The 16,932-nt window shown below is 70.4% G+C and carries 11 protein-coding genes and 1 pseudogene; 4 read left to right on the top strand and 8 right to left on the bottom strand.

All coding sequences use genetic code 11. From position 1 onward, the window contains the following. Positions 1-4: 4 nt before the first annotated feature. The 4 genes from FYX01_RS19105 to FYX01_RS19090 form a co-directional block, all read right to left on the bottom strand. Complete coding sequence (locus tag FYX01_RS19105; RefSeq protein WP_150243301.1) at positions 5-2,203, bottom strand: dipeptide ABC transporter ATP-binding protein; 2,199 nt, start codon at positions 2,201-2,203, stop codon at positions 5-7. Beyond that, positions 2,193-3,122: an ABC transporter permease gene (locus FYX01_RS19100; protein WP_150243299.1), complete on the bottom strand. Its 930-nt coding sequence runs from the start codon at positions 3,120-3,122 to the stop codon at positions 2,193-2,195. Before FYX01_RS19100 ends, FYX01_RS19105 begins: the two co-directional genes overlap by 11 nt. Positions 3,123-3,216: 94 nt before the next feature. Then, complete coding sequence (locus FYX01_RS19095) at positions 3,217-4,197, bottom strand: ABC transporter permease (RefSeq protein WP_150243297.1); 981 nt, start codon at positions 4,195-4,197, stop codon at positions 3,217-3,219. 634 nt (positions 4,198-4,831) lie between these two features. Continuing rightward, positions 4,832-6,439, bottom strand: coding sequence for a family 2 glycosyl transferase (locus tag FYX01_RS19090; protein ID WP_223830544.1), 1,608 nt, complete (start codon positions 6,437-6,439; stop codon positions 4,832-4,834). A gap of 685 nt (positions 6,440-7,124) precedes the next feature. Here FYX01_RS19090 and FYX01_RS19085 point away from each other — a divergent pair. Further along, positions 7,125-7,589: an ATP-binding protein gene (locus FYX01_RS19085; RefSeq protein ID WP_150243295.1), complete on the top strand. Its 465-nt coding sequence runs from the start codon at positions 7,125-7,127 to the stop codon at positions 7,587-7,589. A gap of 64 nt (positions 7,590-7,653) precedes the next feature. Here FYX01_RS19085 and FYX01_RS26265 read toward each other — a convergent pair whose 3' ends face one another. The 4 genes and pseudogenes from FYX01_RS26265 to cmtR form a co-directional block, all read right to left on the bottom strand. Then, positions 7,654-7,824, bottom strand: coding sequence for a hypothetical protein (locus FYX01_RS26265; protein ID WP_190394391.1), 171 nt, complete (start codon positions 7,822-7,824; stop codon positions 7,654-7,656). A 128-nt stretch (positions 7,825-7,952) separates the two neighbouring features. Then, on the bottom strand, positions 7,953-8,801 hold the full coding sequence (locus FYX01_RS19080; protein WP_150243293.1) for a SigB/SigF/SigG family RNA polymerase sigma factor: 849 nt from the start codon (positions 8,799-8,801) through the stop codon (positions 7,953-7,955). 567 nt (positions 8,802-9,368) lie between these two features. After that, a complete protein-coding gene (locus tag FYX01_RS19075; RefSeq protein ID WP_190394395.1) occupies positions 9,369-12,560 on the bottom strand; it encodes an efflux RND transporter permease subunit in 3,192 nt (1,063 codons plus the stop codon). Between the two features lie 651 nt (positions 12,561-13,211). After that, positions 13,212-13,520: pseudogene (gene cmtR, locus FYX01_RS19070) on the bottom strand (Cd(II)/Pb(II)-sensing metalloregulatory transcriptional regulator CmtR); the annotation flags it as partial. Between the two features lie 119 nt (positions 13,521-13,639). Here cmtR and FYX01_RS19065 point away from each other — a divergent pair. The 3 genes from FYX01_RS19065 to FYX01_RS19055 all read left to right on the top strand — a co-directional run bounded on the left by FYX01_RS19065 (position 13,640) and on the right by FYX01_RS19055 (position 16,886). Further along, the gene (locus FYX01_RS19065; RefSeq protein ID WP_150243289.1) at positions 13,640-14,554 is read left to right on the top strand and encodes a cation diffusion facilitator family transporter; all 915 of its coding nucleotides are present in this window, start codon (positions 13,640-13,642) and stop codon (positions 14,552-14,554) included. A gap of 172 nt (positions 14,555-14,726) precedes the next feature. Next, complete coding sequence (locus tag FYX01_RS19060) at positions 14,727-16,187, top strand: TrkH family potassium uptake protein (RefSeq protein ID WP_150243288.1); 1,461 nt, start codon at positions 14,727-14,729, stop codon at positions 16,185-16,187. Positions 16,188-16,214: 27 nt separating this feature from the next. Beyond that, positions 16,215-16,886, top strand: a complete 672-nt coding sequence (locus tag FYX01_RS19055) for a potassium channel family protein (protein ID WP_150243286.1) — start codon at positions 16,215-16,217, stop codon at positions 16,884-16,886. Positions 16,887-16,932 lie beyond the last annotated feature (46 nt).

Genomic DNA, 16,932 nt, shown 5'->3' with positions numbered 1-16,932 from the left:
GGGCTCAGGCGCCCGCCCGCCGCTCCGCGAAGTGGCAGGCGGCCGCCTGGTCGCCACCGCCGGTGGCCCCGACCCGCGGCTCGACGCCCATGCACCGCTCCCGGTCGGGCCCGGAGAGGGCGACGAACTTCTGGCACCTGGTGCGGAACCTGCAGCCCGAGGGCGGGTCGGCCGGGCTGGGCGGGTCTCCGTCCAGGACGATGTGCGTGCGCGTGCGCTCCCTCTCCGGGTCGGGGAACGGGATCGCCGACAGCAGCGCCTGGGTGTAGGGGTGGGCGGGCCGGGCGTAGACGGAGGCGGTGTCGCCGATCTCCACGATCCGGCCCAGGTACATGACCGCGACCCTGTCGGCGATGTGCCGGACCACGGACAGGTCGTGGGCCACGAACAGGTAGGACAGTCCGAGTCGCGCCTGGAGCTCCTGCAACAGGTTGACCACGCCCGCCTGGACGGAGACGTCCAGGGCCGACACCGGCTCGTCGAGCACCAGCAGTCCGGGCTCCAGCGCCAGGGCCCGGGCGATGCCGATGCGCTGGCGCTGGCCGCCGGAGAACTCGGCGGGGAACCGGGTGGCGTGCTCGGTGCTGAGGCCGACCAGGTCGATCAGCTCGTACACCCGGCGGGTGGCGTCGGCCGGGGACCTGCCGTGGGTGCGCAGGGGTTCGGCGATGATGTCGAACACCGTCATACGCGGGTCGAGCGAACCCATCGGGTCCTGGAACACGATCTGCATGTCGCGCCGCAGCCGGAACCGGTCGGCCCGGCCCAGGCCCGCGGTGTCCCGGCCCATGACGGAGACGCTGCCGCGCTGGGGCTTCTCCAGTCCCATGACCTCCATGAGGGTGGAGGACTTGCCGCAGCCGGACTCGCCGACCAGGGCGAGCGTCTCGCCCTCGCGGATGTCGAAGTCGATGCCGTCGACCGCGTACACGGTGCCCACGCGCCTCCTGAGCACCGCGCCCTTCATCAGGGGGTGGTGCTTGACGAGGTCCGTGACCCGCAGTGTCTCCGGACGGTCCTCCCGGCGCACGTCGGAGAACGAGGACTCCGGGATGTCCGGTACCGGATAGATGTCCTGGGCGGTCCATTCCCGGTCGGCGATCTCGCCGGAGCGGATGCACGCCACCCGCTGCGTGCCGGTGTCGCCGTCTCCTCCCCCGGCGGCGCCCGCCTCCGGTCCCCGGGCACGGATCTCCTCTTCGGAGGGCTGGGAGCCGATCGCGAGGAGTGCGGGCTCGGCCATGTCGCACTCGGGCCGGGCGATGGGGCAGCGCGGCGCGAAGGGGCAGCCGGGCGGCGGGTCCGACAGGGACGGCGGGGTCCCCTTGATGGGCACCAGGGCGCCCTGGTGCTCCAGGTCCACGCGGGGCACGGCGCCGAGCAGGCCCATGGTGTAGGGCATGCGGCTGCGGTAGTAGATGTCGTCGACGCCGCCGGTCTCCACCGGGCGGCCCGCGTACATGACCAGGACCCGGTCGACGAACCCGGCCACGACGCCGAGGTCGTGGGTGATCATCACGATGGCGGCGCCGGTCTCGCGCCGGGCGGTGCGCAGCAGGTCGAGGACCTGCGCCTGGATGGTGACGTCCAGGGCCGTGGTGGGCTCGTCGCAGATGATGGCGTCGGGGCGGTTGGCCATCGCCATGGCGATCATGACGCGCTGGCGCATACCGCCGGAGAACTCGTGCGGGAAGGAGCGGTACCGCTGTTCGGCGTCGGGGATGCCGACCAGTTCGAGCAGTTCGACCGCGCGGGCCCGTGCCCTGGCCTTGGATGTCCGGGGGCCGTGGACCAGGACGGCCTCGGCGAGCTGGTCACCGACGGTGTACACGGGGGTGAGCCCGGACAGCGGGTCCTGGAAGACCATGGAGATGACCCTGCCCCGCCTGCGCGCCATCGCGCGGTCGTCCAGGCCCAGGATCTCCTCGCCGTGCAGGCGCACCGACCCGGTGATCCTCGTGTGCTCGGGCAGCAGCCCCATGGCGGCCATGGAGGAGACGGACTTGCCCGAACCGGACTCGCCCACGATGCCCAGCACCTCGCCGCGCCTGACGGTGTAGCTGACGCCGCGCACGGCGTGGACGTCGGGGTTGCCGTTCAGTCCGGGAAAGGTGACGGCGAGGTCGGTGACCTCCAGGACCGGGGTGTCTCCGGTGTTCTCGGTGTGCGCGGACTCGGTGGCCGCGACGGTGTCAGTGCTCATGGTGCTCCCCCCGGCGGCGCGACTTGGAGCAGGGGTCGAGGGCGTCGCGCAGACCGTCCCCGACCATGTTCACGGCGAGCACCATCACGATCAGCAGGGCCGTGGGGAAGGCGAACACCCACGGCGCCGTGGTGGCGAACGAGGAGCCCTCGGCGATGACCATGCCGAGGCTGATGTCGGGCGACTGCACGCCCAGGCCGAAGTAGCTGAGCGCGGTCTCGCCGATGACCGCGGCGCTGACCATGATCGTGGCGTCCGCGATGAGCAGCGACGACATGTTCGGCAGGATATGGCGCAGGATGATCCTGTGCGGGGGGACGCCCATGAAGCGGGCGGCGTGGACGTACTCGCGCTCGCGCAGCGAGACGGTCAGGCCGCGCACCATCTTGGAGGTGACCATCCAGCTGAACGCGGCCAGCAGGATGGCCAGGACGATCCAGCCGCCCTGGCCGGCGAAGTGCTTGGACAGGATCGCCAGGATGACGAAGTTGGGCAGGACCAGCGCCAGGTCCGCGGTCCACATCAGGCCCTTGTCGGCCACTCCGCCGAAGTAGCCGGCGAAGGCGCCGACGGCGGCGGCGGCCCCGGTGGAGGCGACGGCGACCAGCAGACCGATCAGCAGGGACTTCTGCAGGCCCGCGGTGGCCTGGGTGAAGATGTCCTGGCCGGTGCGGTTGGTGCCCATCCAGTGCTCGGGGGAGGGCCCCTCCAGCATGGAGGAGAAGTCGCGCCCGCCCACGTCCCAGCTTGTCAGGAGGGGGCCGGTGAAGGCGAGGGCGGCGAGGACGGCGAGCAGGACGAGTCCGACGATGACGCGCCGGGTCCCGAGCAGCTGGCGCGTGATGTCCTTGAGCCGGTTCGGTGCCGGGGGCACGGCCGGTGCCTTGACCGGTGCCGTGCTCTCTTCGGTCGTGCTCATGGCGTGCCCTCCAGCTGGACTGCCGCGACTGCGCGCGGAAGGGGTGGAACATGGCGGCGGAACGCGCCGGAGGCGGCGCGGGGTACGGGCGCGGTCACACCCGTACCCGGGGGTCGAGCCAGGCGTAGAGGATGTCCGAGAGGAAGGACGCCGCCATGATCGTGATCGCCATGAACCAGGAGACGGCCGCGACCACGTGGACGTCCTGGCGGGCGATGGAGTCGATCAGCCACGCGCCCATGCCGTGCCAGCCGTAGATCTTCTCGGTGAACGTCGCGCCGGACACCAGCGCGCCGAAGGTGAAGGTGAAGTAGGTGACGGTGGGGATCAGCGCGGTGCGCAGGGCGTGCCTGAACAGCGCCCGGCGGCGGGTGAGCCCCTTGGCCATGGCGGTGCGCACGAAGTCGGAGCCGAGCACGTCCAGCATCATGTTGCGCTGGTAGCGGGCGAACGAGGCGAACAGCGCGACGGCCAGGACGAGGGTGGGCAGGATCGCGTGGTGGATCCGGTTGCCCAGGAGCTCCCACCACGCTCCGTCGAAGCCCGCCGAGTACTCGCCGGAGTAGCGCAGCAGCTGGAGGCCGAGGCCGTCGTTGAGGGTGACGGCCAGGACCTGGACCACGATCGCGATGACGACCGTGGGCACCGACAGCACGAAGAACGACACGGCGGTGGCCGCCTTGTCGAAGCGGCGGTACTGGCGCACGGCGGCGTAGGCGCCCACCGCGATGCCGAGGGCGCTGCCGAGGATGGTGGCGACCGTGATCAGGCGCAGGGTGACGCCGGCCTTGGTCCACATCTGCGAGGTGACGTCACCGCCCTGGACGGTCCTGCCGAAGTCACCGGTCACCACGCCGCCGATCCAGGTGGCGTAGCGCTGGGCCAGGGGCGTCCTGTCGTTGAGGTTCAGCGCGTCCAGCTGGGAGTCGACCGCCTCCGGCGGGGGCGGTGGCTGCATCTGCTCGAAGTAGCCGCGCGGGTACAGGTTGGTCGCGGCGAGCAGGTAGGCGAAGCTCGTCGCGAGGAAGATCAGCACGACGTAGTTCAGCAGCCGCCTGACCAGGAACTTGCCCAAAACTATCTCCGAACCTCACAGCCGAGCCCGCGCCTGGTCCCGTTTGTGCGCGGTCGTTCCCGGACGGCGCCTGCGGTCCACGGTTCGGAGTGCTCTACGGACTGCCGACGGTGGTTGGCGAAGTCGAGCCTTCGCGACCCGGCGACCACCGGCGGGGGTGGTCCCCGGTGGCTACCAAAACACACTTGTACCCGTTCCATAATCGTTGACCGGAATAGCAAGATTTCGAGGGAGCATTAGACACTAGACGGTAGCCAGTCCGCCAAGAAAAAACAATGGAACCCATTACACCATCGAATATCAATCGATTTGTCAAGTTTTGTACACATGACAACGTCACCAGAGCACCCGGCGGCCACAGGCGGCATGACCTGGGAGAAGGATATCCGCACACAGAAGCAAAAGGCCTTATATCCCTCATGTGAGGACATTGACACTCACGGATACCATCACCAGAGGTGGTTCCGCACTGACGCGGAAATGTCTACACAAAACCCCATGTAACGGTCACGAAACCGTTCACCGAGCGGAGCGGCGACGAACCGGTGCGGTGGCTCCGCACCCGTCTGAGGCCCTCCCCGCCGCACTGGTGACGGCCCCGTCCAACGCCTGGGACGTGTCCGCCGGACACGCCCTAAGAGGCGCTCACGGTCCCCCGCGGCCTCGCCTCGTCCTCCGCCCGCCCCGGTGCCCGCGCGGACCGGTTCGCTCTCCGCGCGACCGGGGCCGGACCGGCCACCGCCGCAGGTCTGAGCCGGGGTACCAGCGGTGCCGGGGATCCCGATCCCGCCATCCCCCACCAGGTGCCCAGGGAGCGGGCGGCGTCTCCCGCCATCCCCAGGACGGTCCAGGTCACGGGACCGGTCAGGGCCGCTCCCCTGCCCCGGTACCAGGAGGCCACGTGCGGCAGGACCAGGGCCGCGCCCGCGGCCACCGCGATCCGGCCCGCTCGAACCGACGACCGGCCTGACCGGCCGGAGCGCGGCCCCCGGGACCAGACGGCCGCGCCGCCCACCGCCGCCGCGGCGGCCAGCGGCCACCACGCCGTGCGAACCGCGTGCGCTCCCGTCCGTACGTTGTGCGCCAGGTCCTGCCCCGCCAGCCGCACCGCCTCGGACAGCGGGGTCCGCGCCCCGGCCATGAGCGTGCCCGCCACCGACGCGCCGCCCAGCGCACCGGCCAGCAGGGCGGCCCCGGGACGGCCCGAGGCCGCCAGGGCGAGTCCGGCCGCACCGGCCCAGGACAGCTCGGGACCGGCCGCGCGACGGCCGTGGCGTCGGGCCAGCGGAGCGGCGACCGTGCCCAGGGTGAAGCAGGCGAGCAGGTAGCCGCCCAGGTCGGTGGTCGGGGGAGCCCACACCCGGGAACGGGGCTCGTAGCGCACCGACCAGCCGTCGTCGGCCAGCCGCCACAGCAGGTCGAGTTCGGCGGCGGCGCCCAGGCCGGGGCGGAGGTCGGCGGCGGCGCTGCGCAGCACCAGGGCGGGGACCGGCCGCAAGGGGTCGGTGTGCTCGTTGGCCGGCCCCGGCCGCGCCTGCTCCGGTGTCCCGTGTCCCCAGGGCAGGACGGGCGCGGGGTCGGCGCCGCGGTCCGCGCCCGCCCGGTCGGCGGCGACCGCGGCCACGGTCATCTGCGTGTGGCCGAGGCAGTGGGAGCGGTCGGCCAGGACGCGGGGCACCACGGCCGCCACGGCGGGGTCGGCGAAGTGTCCCAGGGCGGCTTCCAGCCACCCGGTGGCGGGGCGCGTGCCCGCCTCGACCAGGACCACGAGGTCCGCCGAGCACAGGCGCAGCGCCACCGCTCGGGCCTCGGCTCCCCCCGCCGGGCCCGGAACCACTCGGGCGCCTCGGTCGCGGGCCACCCGGGCGTCGGGGCCGGTGGCGCCGACCACCACGGGCCGCAGTTCCGGGTGGTACCGGGTGAGGTGGTCCAGGGTGACGCCCAGCGCGATGGGACCCGCCTGTCCGACGACGGCCACCTCGACGGTGTCGGTGGGGACCGGAAGCGAGGGCCGCGGGTGGGCGAACCCGGCCCGGATCAGGTCGCGGGCGAGCAGGCCCTCGTCCGCTCCCCCGGGCGCGGACCCGCTCAGCCATCGGATCAGGGTGCTGACCTGTTCCGGGGAGAGGCGCGCGGCCCGTGGCGGACATCCTCCGACGAGGACGTGCCCCTCGTCGGTGAGGCGTACCGCGCGGTCGACCTCGATGCCGAGGCCGGGGGGCATGGGCGAGCGGGAGACCATGCCCACACCCTGTCGCGTCCGGCATGGCGACGCAAGACCGCGGAAGGCACCAGGACCCCAAGGGGGTTACCTAATCGTTATCGAACCTCACAGGCCCCACCAGTTCCCGAACCCGGACGATATGTGCCCCTGACCGACCGCATAACCAGACGAGGGACTCTCTTTGCCCAGTTCAGGGAGGGTTATCCTGACCGGGCCAGGTCGACTGGGTTTCCGGGGAGGCACGGAGCGTATGCTAAGCGCCAATACGCCCTTCAGTGTCGTAGGGCACTTCCACCACCAGACATGACCGACCGCTTCGGCCCGCTCCCAGGCCCCACCACCATCCAGGGTGAAGTCCTGCGGCTTCTCCTCATCCCCCTGTCGCCGCTCTCGGACCGCGCACCCCGCGGTACGGTACCGCCTCCCTCCCTGTTCCCGGGGGCTCCGACCTGTGTGGCCACCGCGCGCCGTGACCCGTTGCACGGGCACGGACGCCTGTCGAGGGCTCGACGTCCTCGTTGCCATGCCCGCCGCGAACACACGTCCTCGGGGAGTGAACCCAATGTGTGAGACCGCAGCACCCCACAGTTCCCCCGTACCACGTCACGCGCACGAGCCCGTTCCCAGACTCGGCCCCCCGCCACCGGACACGCTCCGGAACTCGACCCCCTCGTCCAGTCCGTTCCAACGTCCGGCGAATCCCATGGAAGAGCGAACCTCTCACAGCAAAGACACCGCATCCGGACGCGCGCGACGGCGGTTCCCGGGCCTGCCGAGCCAGATCGCCTACGCGAGGAGGTTCGTCGCCCGCCAGCTGGCCGCGTCACCGGAACTGACCACGGCGACGCTGCTGACCAGCGAGCTGGCCACGAACGCCATCACGCACAGCGCCTCGGGCACGGCCACCGGCAAGTTCGAGGTGTGCGTCCACCTGGCGCCCGGGTGGGCGCGGGTGGAGGTGCGGGACCTGGGCAACATGGCGGAGGCACCGCGACCCCAGCACCGGGGCCCCTACGACACCGACGAACACGGTCGGGGCCTGGACCTGGTCGAGGCGCTCTCCAGCAAGTGGGGCACCGAGCCGCGCGGCGACGGGATGGGCCGCAGGGTCTGGTTCGAGTTGGTGTGGGACCGCGACGGCGACCCGGTGGCGGCGGACCCGGACTGACCGCCTCCGGGGCCGGTACCGTGACCGCCCCGGTACGCCGCCGCGTCCGAGGTGAGCGTTCCCCTCACTCCTCGGCGGCGGCCGCCGGGGGAGTCGCGCCGTCACTGTCGTCGGTCGGTGTGTGAAGCCGGTAACGCTCGTAGAGTTCGCGCGCGTAGTCCTTGGCCTCCTGTGACGGTTCCTCGCCCAGCTCGTCGCGGACCAGGTCGTCAAGGCTCTTGTTCGTTTCTTCCATGTTCCGAAGCCTGCCTGGAGTGCGCGGATAGCACAAATCGACTCTCCGGCGGCGGAGGGGCGTCGCGACGGCGGGGGCTCCGGTGGGACCGCGGTCGCGGTCCCACCGGAGCCCCCGCCGAACCCGTCCTAGCGGCGGGAGGGAGCGTTCGATCCCACTTCCTCGCGCAGCTGCTCCAGGATGCCGGCAAGGAGCCGGGACACGTGCATCTGGGAGTAGCCCATGCGCTCGGCGATCTCGGACTGGGTGTGGTCGCCGAAGAACCTCAGCATGAGGATCCTGCGCTCCCGCTCGGGCAGGCGCGACAGGGCGGGCTTGATCGACTCACGCTCGACCACCCGCTCCAGGCCCTTGTCCTCGCTGCCCAGGTGGTCCTCCAGACGGGCGCCCTCCTGTCCCTCCGAGTCGGAGGAGTCCGGCGCGTCCAGCGACAGGGAGCGGTAGGACTCGGAGACCTGGGCCAGCTCGCTGACCTCGGCCTCGGAGATCCCCATCTCCTCGGCGATTTCGGCGATGGTGGGGGTGCGCGCGTGAGTCTGCTGGAACTCGCCGGTGATGCGCCGCAGCTTCACCCTGTTCTCCTGGTGCCGTCGGGGCACCCGGATCGCCCAGGTGTGGTCGCGGAAGTGGCGCTTGATCTCGCCGGTGACCGTGGGCAGGAGATAGGAGATGAACGGCTTGCCGCGGTCGGGGTCGTACCCGTGCACGGCCTTGACGAGCCCGACCATGGCGGTCTGCTTCAGGTCCTCCAGCGGTTCGCCGCGTCCCCCGTAGCGGCGCGCGATCTTGTTGATCAGGGGCTGGTAGAGGACCACGACACGTTCGCGCAGTCTGTTGGCCCGGGGATCCCCCTCGCTCAGGTTCCGGAGTTCGGACAGGAGTTCCTCGGCGGAGGCGCCCTCGGACGACCTGCGCGGCCTGGGGATCGCGGGCGTGTACTCCGTTGTGTTCTGGGACACGGTTGTGTTCTGGGACACGTTGAAAGTTGTAGCGGACAAGAGAAAACCCCCCGGTGCTCTGTCCTGTGTGTTTCTGGTGTTACTGCCTGGGTGGCAGGCCCCAGCGGCGCGTCCCGCTCCCGACTGGTGTCGGGAACCCTCCGGTTCGGCGGTAACGACCGTGGTGCGCAGAGTACGTTCCCTCAGAAACGGCTTCAAAAGCCGCAGAGCAAAATTTTGTTGTCACACGGCAACTATCTGCCTCGCTTGCCCGTGCTGACCTGCACATACGAGGTAGAGAAAACTTCGTCCGCCACACCCGGACCTCTCCCCGAAGACTCGTGTGGCACGACGACCGCACTCTTCCCGCCTGAACGCCTTGCCCACAGGCACTCCCTCCATACCGCCCGAATGGTCAACAAAACGTATTTGTCGTGCAATTCACACATCGAACTTTTGTTCGACTTATTTCGGCTGGGTAAAGCTCTGCCATCCCCCACCAAAAGCATGGCCCGAACCACGGCGGTACGACCGCTCCCACCGACGACGGAGGGGCGTGCCCCGCCGGGCGCGGGTCGCCCCCCCGGCCGGGTGGGCCGCGCGGCGTCAGCCGCCCCGCGGCCTGGCGCGCTCGGCCCCGGGACCGCCCTTGTCGGCGGCGCCCTTCCGCGCCCGGCGCTCGCGGCGGCGCTCACCGCGCGCGTGCCTGCGGGCCGCGCCGCGCTGCCTGCCCCACTCCACCAACTGGTAGAGGACCGGGACCAGGACCAGCGTGAGCAGGGTGGAGGTCACCAGGCCGCCGATCACCACGATCGCGACCGGGCCGGAGACGAACTCCCCGCCGCCCGCCAGGCCGGTGGCCATCGGCACGAGGGCGGCGATGGTGCCCGCCGCCGTCATGAGGATGGGTCGCAGACGGTGCCGGGCACCCTCCACGATCGCCTCACCGAGCGGCATCCCCCTGTTCTGGTTCTGGTTGATCAGGTCCATCAGCACGATGGCGTTGGTGATCACGATGCCGATCAGCATCAGCATGCCGATCAGGGCGGCGGAACCGATCGGGGTGCCGGTCAGCATGAGCAGACCCAGCGAGCCGGTCGCGGCGAACGGGACCGAGACCAGCAGCATGAGCGGCTGGACCAGGCTCTTGAACGTCGCCACCATGATCAGGTAGCAGATGACGATCGCGACGAGCATGGCCAGGCCGATCTGGGTGAAGCCCTCGGTCTGGTCCTGGCTCACCCCGCCCAGGCTGGCGTCGGCGCCCTCGGGCAGGTCCATGGTGTCCAGGGCCTCACCGATCCGCTCGCTGACCCCACCCAGGTCGGAGGCGGTCGCGGTGGCCGACACCGTGGTGCTGGTGACCCCGTCGATGCGGGTGAGCTCCGGCGGCTGGCGCACCTCCTCCACCTCGGCGACGTCGACCAGGTCGAGGGTCTGCCCGCCGGGGGCCGCCACCGGCAGCTCCTCCAGCTCGGCGACCGTCTGCGGGGCCTCCTCCACGCGGATGACCACGTCGCGGCGGATGTCGTCGATGGTGACGGTGCCCGCGTCGCGGCCGTTGAAGGCGGCCGAGACCGCCTGGCCGACCATGGCCTCGCTCATACCGTGCTCGGCGGCCTCCTCGCGGTCCACACGCACCTCCAGAGAGGCCTGCGACTCGGTGGTGCCGCTGACCACGTCGTCGGCGCCGTCGATGCCCCTCAGCGCGTCCTCGACCATCCGCGCGGCCTCGGCCAGGGTGTCCTGGTCCTCGGCGGTGACCCGCACCTCGATACCGGAGCCGCCCATGCCCCCGCTGGAGTCCAGGCGCGGCTCGTACTCGGTGTCCAGGTCGGCGAACTCCTCGCGCAGCACGTCGCGGTTGCGCAGCTGGTCGCTCTCCGGGTCGGCGGTGATGGTGTAGTCGATCTGGTCGGGCCCACCGCCCATCAGCGGGTCGCCGCCGATGTTGGTCTGGTAGGTCTCGATCCAGGCCATCCCGCCCAGGAGCTCCTCGACCTTGGCGGCCTCGGCGTCGGCGGCCTCCAGGGAGGTGCCGGGCTCCAGCTCCTGCACGACCGTGTAGGTGTTCTGCTCGGCCTCGCCCATCCAGTCGGTCTCGGAGTTGGTCGCCATGGCGATCGTCCCGCCGAAGATGGCGAGGGTCGAGACCAGGGTGACGACCGTGGCGGTCTTGCGCCAGGTCGTGATCCAGCGGATGACCGGCAGGTAGGCGCGCTGCAGCGGGGAGTGCAGCTCGCGCTCGTTCTGCTCGCGCTCGACCTCCTCCTGGGTGGCCTCGCCGACGTCCTTCGGGCGCATGAACCAGTAGCACAGCACCGGGGTGATGGTGAGCGCCACAAGCAGCGATCCGCCCAGGGCGAGCGCGCTGGTGACGGCGAACGGCAGGAAGATCTCGCCCACCATGCCACCGACGAAGGCCAGCGGCAGGAAGACGGCGATGGTGGCGAAGGAGGACGAGGCCACGGCGACGGCGACCTCGCTCACGCCGTCCTTGACCGCCCTCATGCGTTCCTTGCCGTAGTCCATGTGCCGCCGGACGTTCTCCAGCACCACGATGGAGTCGTCCACCACGCGGCCGATCGAGATGGTGATGGCCGCCAGGGTCAGCATGTTGAGGGTGAACCCGAAGGCCTGCATGCCCACGAAGGCGATGAGGATCGAGACCGGGATGGAGACGGCGACGACCAGCGTGGAGCGGATGGAGAGCAGGAAGACGAGGATCACGATGACCGAGGCGACCAGGCCGTAGGCGCCCGCCTCGAACATGTCCGTGATGGAGTCGTTGATGAAGGGCGCCTGGTCGAAGACCACGGTGACGTTGGTGTCGGAGCCCAGCAGGTCGGCCTGCTCGTCCAGGACGGTCTGGACGCCGTCGGAGATGTCGACGGTGTTGCCGTCGGGGGTGGCCATGATGACCAGGGCGATGCTGGGGTCGCCGTCCAGACGGGCGATGCTGCTGGACTCGTCGGTGACGAGCTCGACGTCGGCGACCTCGGAGATCCGGACGGGCGGGGACGGGGCGGCCGGCGGTGCTCCGGGCACGGCGGCGGACTCGTCGACGCCCTGCGAGGGCCGGACCCACAGGTCCTCGACCTCCTCCAGGGAGGTGAGCTGCTCACCGGTGGTGACGCTCAGGGTCCGGCCGTCCTCGTCGATGGAGCCTCCGGCCATGAGCATGCCGCTGTTCTCCAGGGCCTGCGCGATGTCCTCGGAGGTGATCCCGGCGGAGGCGAGCTCGTCCTCGTCCGGAACGACCTCGACGCTCTCCTCGGGCACTCCGGAGAGGTTGGCCGAGCGTACGCCGTCGACGGACTCCAGCTCCGGGATGAGGACGTTCTCGACGGTGGAGATCATCGCCTGCTCGTCGCCCTCCTCGGAGCTGGCGGCCATGAGCATGGCGGGCATCATGTCCGAGCTCATGGACATGACGGAGGTGTCGACGTCCTCGGGGAGGACGCCCGAGATCTGGTCGATGGCGACCTGCGCCTCGCGGACCAGGGCGTCCTGGTCGCGTCCGTAGTCGAACTCCGCCATGATCTGGGCGGAGCCGGTGCTGGAGGTGGAGGTGACGGTGTTGACCCCCTCCACGCCCTGGAGCGCCTGCTCCAGGGGTTCGGTGACCTGTCCCTCCACCACCTGGGGCGTGGCGCCGGAGTAGTTCCCCGTGACCATCACCATCGGAAGCGAGACCTCGGGGAAGAGCTCGCGCTTGGCCGTCACGGCGGCGATGGCGCCGAAGGAGAGGACCGCCAGGGTGATGAGCAGGACCAGCGCCCGGTTGCCGAGCGACATGACCGAAAGGCGGCTCACGTGTTCGCCCCTTCCGTTCCCCTGGCGGCGGTCCCCGGCTGGGGGAGGCCCTCGGCGCGGGCCCTTGCGGCCGATCTGGACATGAGAGGTTCTCGCTCCTAGTTCACTGCGGACCACGGGGGCGGGCCGTGGCGTGCGGGTCGTCCAGCGCTTGTCGGCGCCCGTCCGAGCACACACGTCGTCCGTCGGCTCTGGCGCCGGCCGTCGGTCCGGCAGCCGTTTTCTCGGACGTGTGGTGGTGGGGATGCCGGTGTTCGTCCGCGAGGGGCGGGACACCTGTGTCAGCCTCGTTCGCCGGGCCTCACGCATCCGCCGGGCGCACCATTCACCATACGTCGCGTTATATCTGGAGTTGAGCTTTCCCTCCCGTTTCAGGGGGACTCTCAGGGACACGTCAGCCTTCTGTCAGGGCCGGTCCCGACCAAAGTCGACGTCCTCATCCCAAAGTCGGAGCCCGAGGGCGGCTGGGCACTCCCACTCCGCGCTCCGGGCGCCCGTGGCACGTGGCGCACGTCACATCAGGGATTCCCGGTTCACCGCGCCAGACGGCCCGGCGCTCCCCGCGGACTCGTCCGGCCGACCCGTGAGTCCGCTCGTCCGGTCCGTGGGACCGCCCGCCCGGTCCACGGGCGCGTGCGGCTGCGCGGTGCCCCACACCACCCGCAGGAGGTCCTCCAGGGCGTGGGTCAGGGACGCGTCCACGAGCTCGTAGCTGACCTGCCTGCCCTTGGCGGAGGTGCGCACCAGGCCGCAGTCGCGCAGACAGGCGAGGTGGTTGGAGACGTTCTGGCGGGTGAGACCCAGTTGTTCGGCGAGCCCGGCGGGGTAGTGGGGACCGTCGAGGAGCGCCAGCAGGAGGCGGCACCGGGTGGGGTCGGCCAGAGCGCGGCCGAGTCGGTGGATGGCGGACAGGCGCTGCTCGGAGGTCAACATGAAAACCATTGTACATAGCTTGCTGTATAGACATCCCAGGCTGTATAAACAGTGGTGGCTGAACCATGGGTGCCGCCCTCCGCGGCGCCCGGGTACGGGACGGTAGGTCAGTAGGTCAGGGGGCACCGATGGGTGTGGGACACGGGCACGGGCACGCGGTCACCGCGGGGGCGGCCAACAGCAGGCGGCTGGCGGTGGTCCTGGGGATGATGCTCGCCGTCGCCGTGGTCCAGGTGGTCGGCGCCGCGCTCAGCGGCAGCCTGGCCCTGCTCGCCGACGCCGGGCACACCGTCACCGACTCCCTCGGGGTGGCCCTCGCCCTGGCCGCCGTGTGGATCGCCGCGCGGCCCGCCACCAACAGGCGCACCTTCGGCTACCAGCGCGCGGAGATCCTCGCCGCCGCCGTCAACGCGCTGGTGCTGTTCGTCCTGTGCGGGTTCATCGTGGTGGAGGCGGTCGAGCGGCTCCAGAGACCCGCTGACGTGTCCGGCCCCGGCATGGTCGTCGTCGCCGCGTTCGGCCTGGTCATGAACGTCGGCGCGCTGTTCGTCCTGCGGTCGGGCGCCCGGTCGAGCCTCAACGTCAAGGGCGCCTACCTGGAGGTCATGGGCGACGCCCTGGCCTCGGTCGGCGTCATCGCGGGCGGAACCGTGGTCTGGATGACCGGGTGGACACGGGTGGACACCCTCGTGTCACTGGGTATCGCCGTGATCATCGTGCCCCGCGCCTGGGCGCTGCTGCGCGAGGCCGTGCACATCCTGCTGGAGGCCACGCCCAGGGGCATGGACCTGGGCGAGGTACGCGACCACCTGCTCGGGCACCCCGCCGTGCTCGACGTGCACGACCTGCACGCCTGGACCATCACCTCCGGGGTGCCCGTGATGTCGGCGCACGTGGTGGTCGCCGAGGAGTACCTCGGCGACAGCGGCCGGATGCTGGACGAACTCCACGCGTGCCTGACGGGCCACTTCGACGTCGAGCACTCCACCCTGCAGCTGGAACCGCCCGGCCACGCCGACCACGAGGGCACCTGCCACGCCTGACCCGCCACCTCCTGGTCCGAGGGGGTTCCTCCGAGCGGCCCGCGCCGCCTTCCAGCGGGTTTACGATGCTGGACGGGCCGGTCGACGTGCCACGATCGAGGCCTTCTGGCACAATTCCTCGCGGCCATGCAAAAGGAGGAACCGTGGCACCCTTCCCAACCCCCGACCGACGATGAGCGCGAAGCCGCCGAGAGCGGGCATGCGCGCCCTTCTCCGACCGGTCCGCGGCGGGGCGTCGTTCCTCCCCCGGAGAGCGTCCCTGCTGAGGCGCCGGATGCGGCTGGACTCGGGGTCGACACGTGAGCCCCGCGGGTGGCGCAAGCCCGCGCGGGTCTTCCTCATGATGTTCATGGCCGTGGACCTGGCGGGCACGGGTCTGCTGATGACCCCGCTGGCCACGCCCGACGGCGAGGGGCTGACGTTCGTCCAGGCCTTCTTCACCGCGACGACGTCGCTGGCGGTGTGCGGGCTGAGCGTGATCGACATCGGCGCCGACCTCAACGCCTTCGGACACGGGATCATCCTGGTCCTCATGCAGGCCGGGGGCATGGGGATCATGACCGTGGCCTCCCTGCTGGGCACCGCGATGATCCACCGGTTCGGGCTGCGCATGCAGCTCAACGTGCAGGCCGAGACCCGGAGCCTGTGGGTGGGCGACGTGCGCGGCGTGGTCAGCCGGGTGGCGGTGGTCTTCCTGATACTCCAGGGATGCACGTTCCTGCTGATCACACCGAGGATGTGGCTGGGCTACGACATGTCCTTCGGGACGGCCGTCTACTCGGGCTTGTTCCACTCGATCTCGGCCTTCAACAACGCGGGCCTGTCGCTCTACGGCGACAGCATGACCCGCTTCTCCGGCGACGCGCTCATCCTGGTCACCGTGTCCGTCGCGGTCATCCTCGGCGGTATCGGCTTCCCGGTCCTGCTGGAACTGCGGCGCGAGCTGCGCACGCCACGCCTGTGGAGCCTGCACACCAAACTCACCCTCACCACCACCATGATCCTCTACGCGGCCGGAGCACTGCTGGTGATCGTGATGGAGTGGAACAACCCGGCGACCCTGGGCCAGCTGCACTGGTCGGCCCGGCTCACCGACGGCTTCTTCCACGGTGTGATGCCCCGCAGCGGCGGCCTCAACGTCGTCGACACCGGCCAGATGGAGGACGCCACGCTGCTGACGACCATCATGCTCATGTTCGTCGGCAACGGCAGCGCCGGAACGGCCGGGGGGATCAAGGTCGCCACCCTCGCGGTGATCTTCCTGGTGGTGCTGGCCGAGGTCCGCGCCCAGGACAAGGTGCACGTGTTCGACCGCCAGCTCTCGCCCGAGGTCATCCGGCAGTCGCTGAGCCTGGTGTTCCTGTCCGCGACGGTCGTGGCGTTCACCACCATCCTGCTGGTGCGCACCACCCCCTACGACACGCTGCCCGTGATGTTCGAGGTGGTGTCCGCCGTCGGCGTGGTCGGCCTGTCCACCGGCATCACCGCGGACCTGGCCCCCTGGGTGCAGTGCCTGCTGGCCGTGCTCATGGTCGCCGGCCGGATCGGCCCCATCACTTTCGTGACCGCGCTCGCGTTCCGTAACCGCCCTCGTCGCTACGATCTCGCCAAGGCGCGGCCGATCATCGGCTGAGGCGCCTCGGCACAGAAGGAGAGACCCGTGCAGCAGCACAGGAGACCCACCGACAGGCGTGTCCTGGTCATCGGCCTGGGCCGGTTCGGCAGTTCGCTGGCGCTGGAGCTGGTCAGCCGGGGATGGGAGGTCCTGGGCGTCGACTCCAGCCCGCGCATGGTGCAGACCTACGCAGACGCCCTCACGCACACGGTGATCGCCGACGCCACCGACGAGGAGGCACTGCACCAGGTGGGCGCGTCCCAGTTCAACCGTGCGGTGGTGGCCATCGGCACGCACCTGGAGGAGAGCATCCTGGCCACCTCGCAGCTGGTGGACATGGGGGTGTCCAACATCTGGGCGAAGGCGACGAGCCGTCGGCACGGGCGGATCCTGGAGCAGGTGGGCGCCCACCACGTGGTGCTGCCCGAGCACGACATGGGTGAGCGCGTGGCGCACCTGCTGTCGGGCCGGATGCTCGACTACGTGGAACTGGAGGAGGGCTTCTCCCTCGGCAAGACCAAGGCCCCCAAGGCGCTGATCGGCAAGACCCTGCGGGAGACGGGGGTCCGCCAGCAGTACGGGATCACCGTGGTGTCGGTGAAGCGGTTGAACGAGGAGTTCACCTACGCCACCCAGGAGACGGTGCTGAACAAGGGCGACGTGATCGTGGTGGCGGGCAAAACCGACGACGTGGAGCGCTTCTCCGAGTCCACCTGAGCCGGCGCGGTCCGGCACCCGGCGGGTCCCCACCAAACGGACAAAT

This window comes from Nocardiopsis quinghaiensis, assembly GCF_008638365.1.
Lineage (GTDB): Bacteria > Actinomycetota > Actinomycetes > Streptosporangiales > Streptosporangiaceae > Nocardiopsis > Nocardiopsis quinghaiensis.
This window is presented reverse-complemented; position numbering and strand designations above follow the sequence as displayed.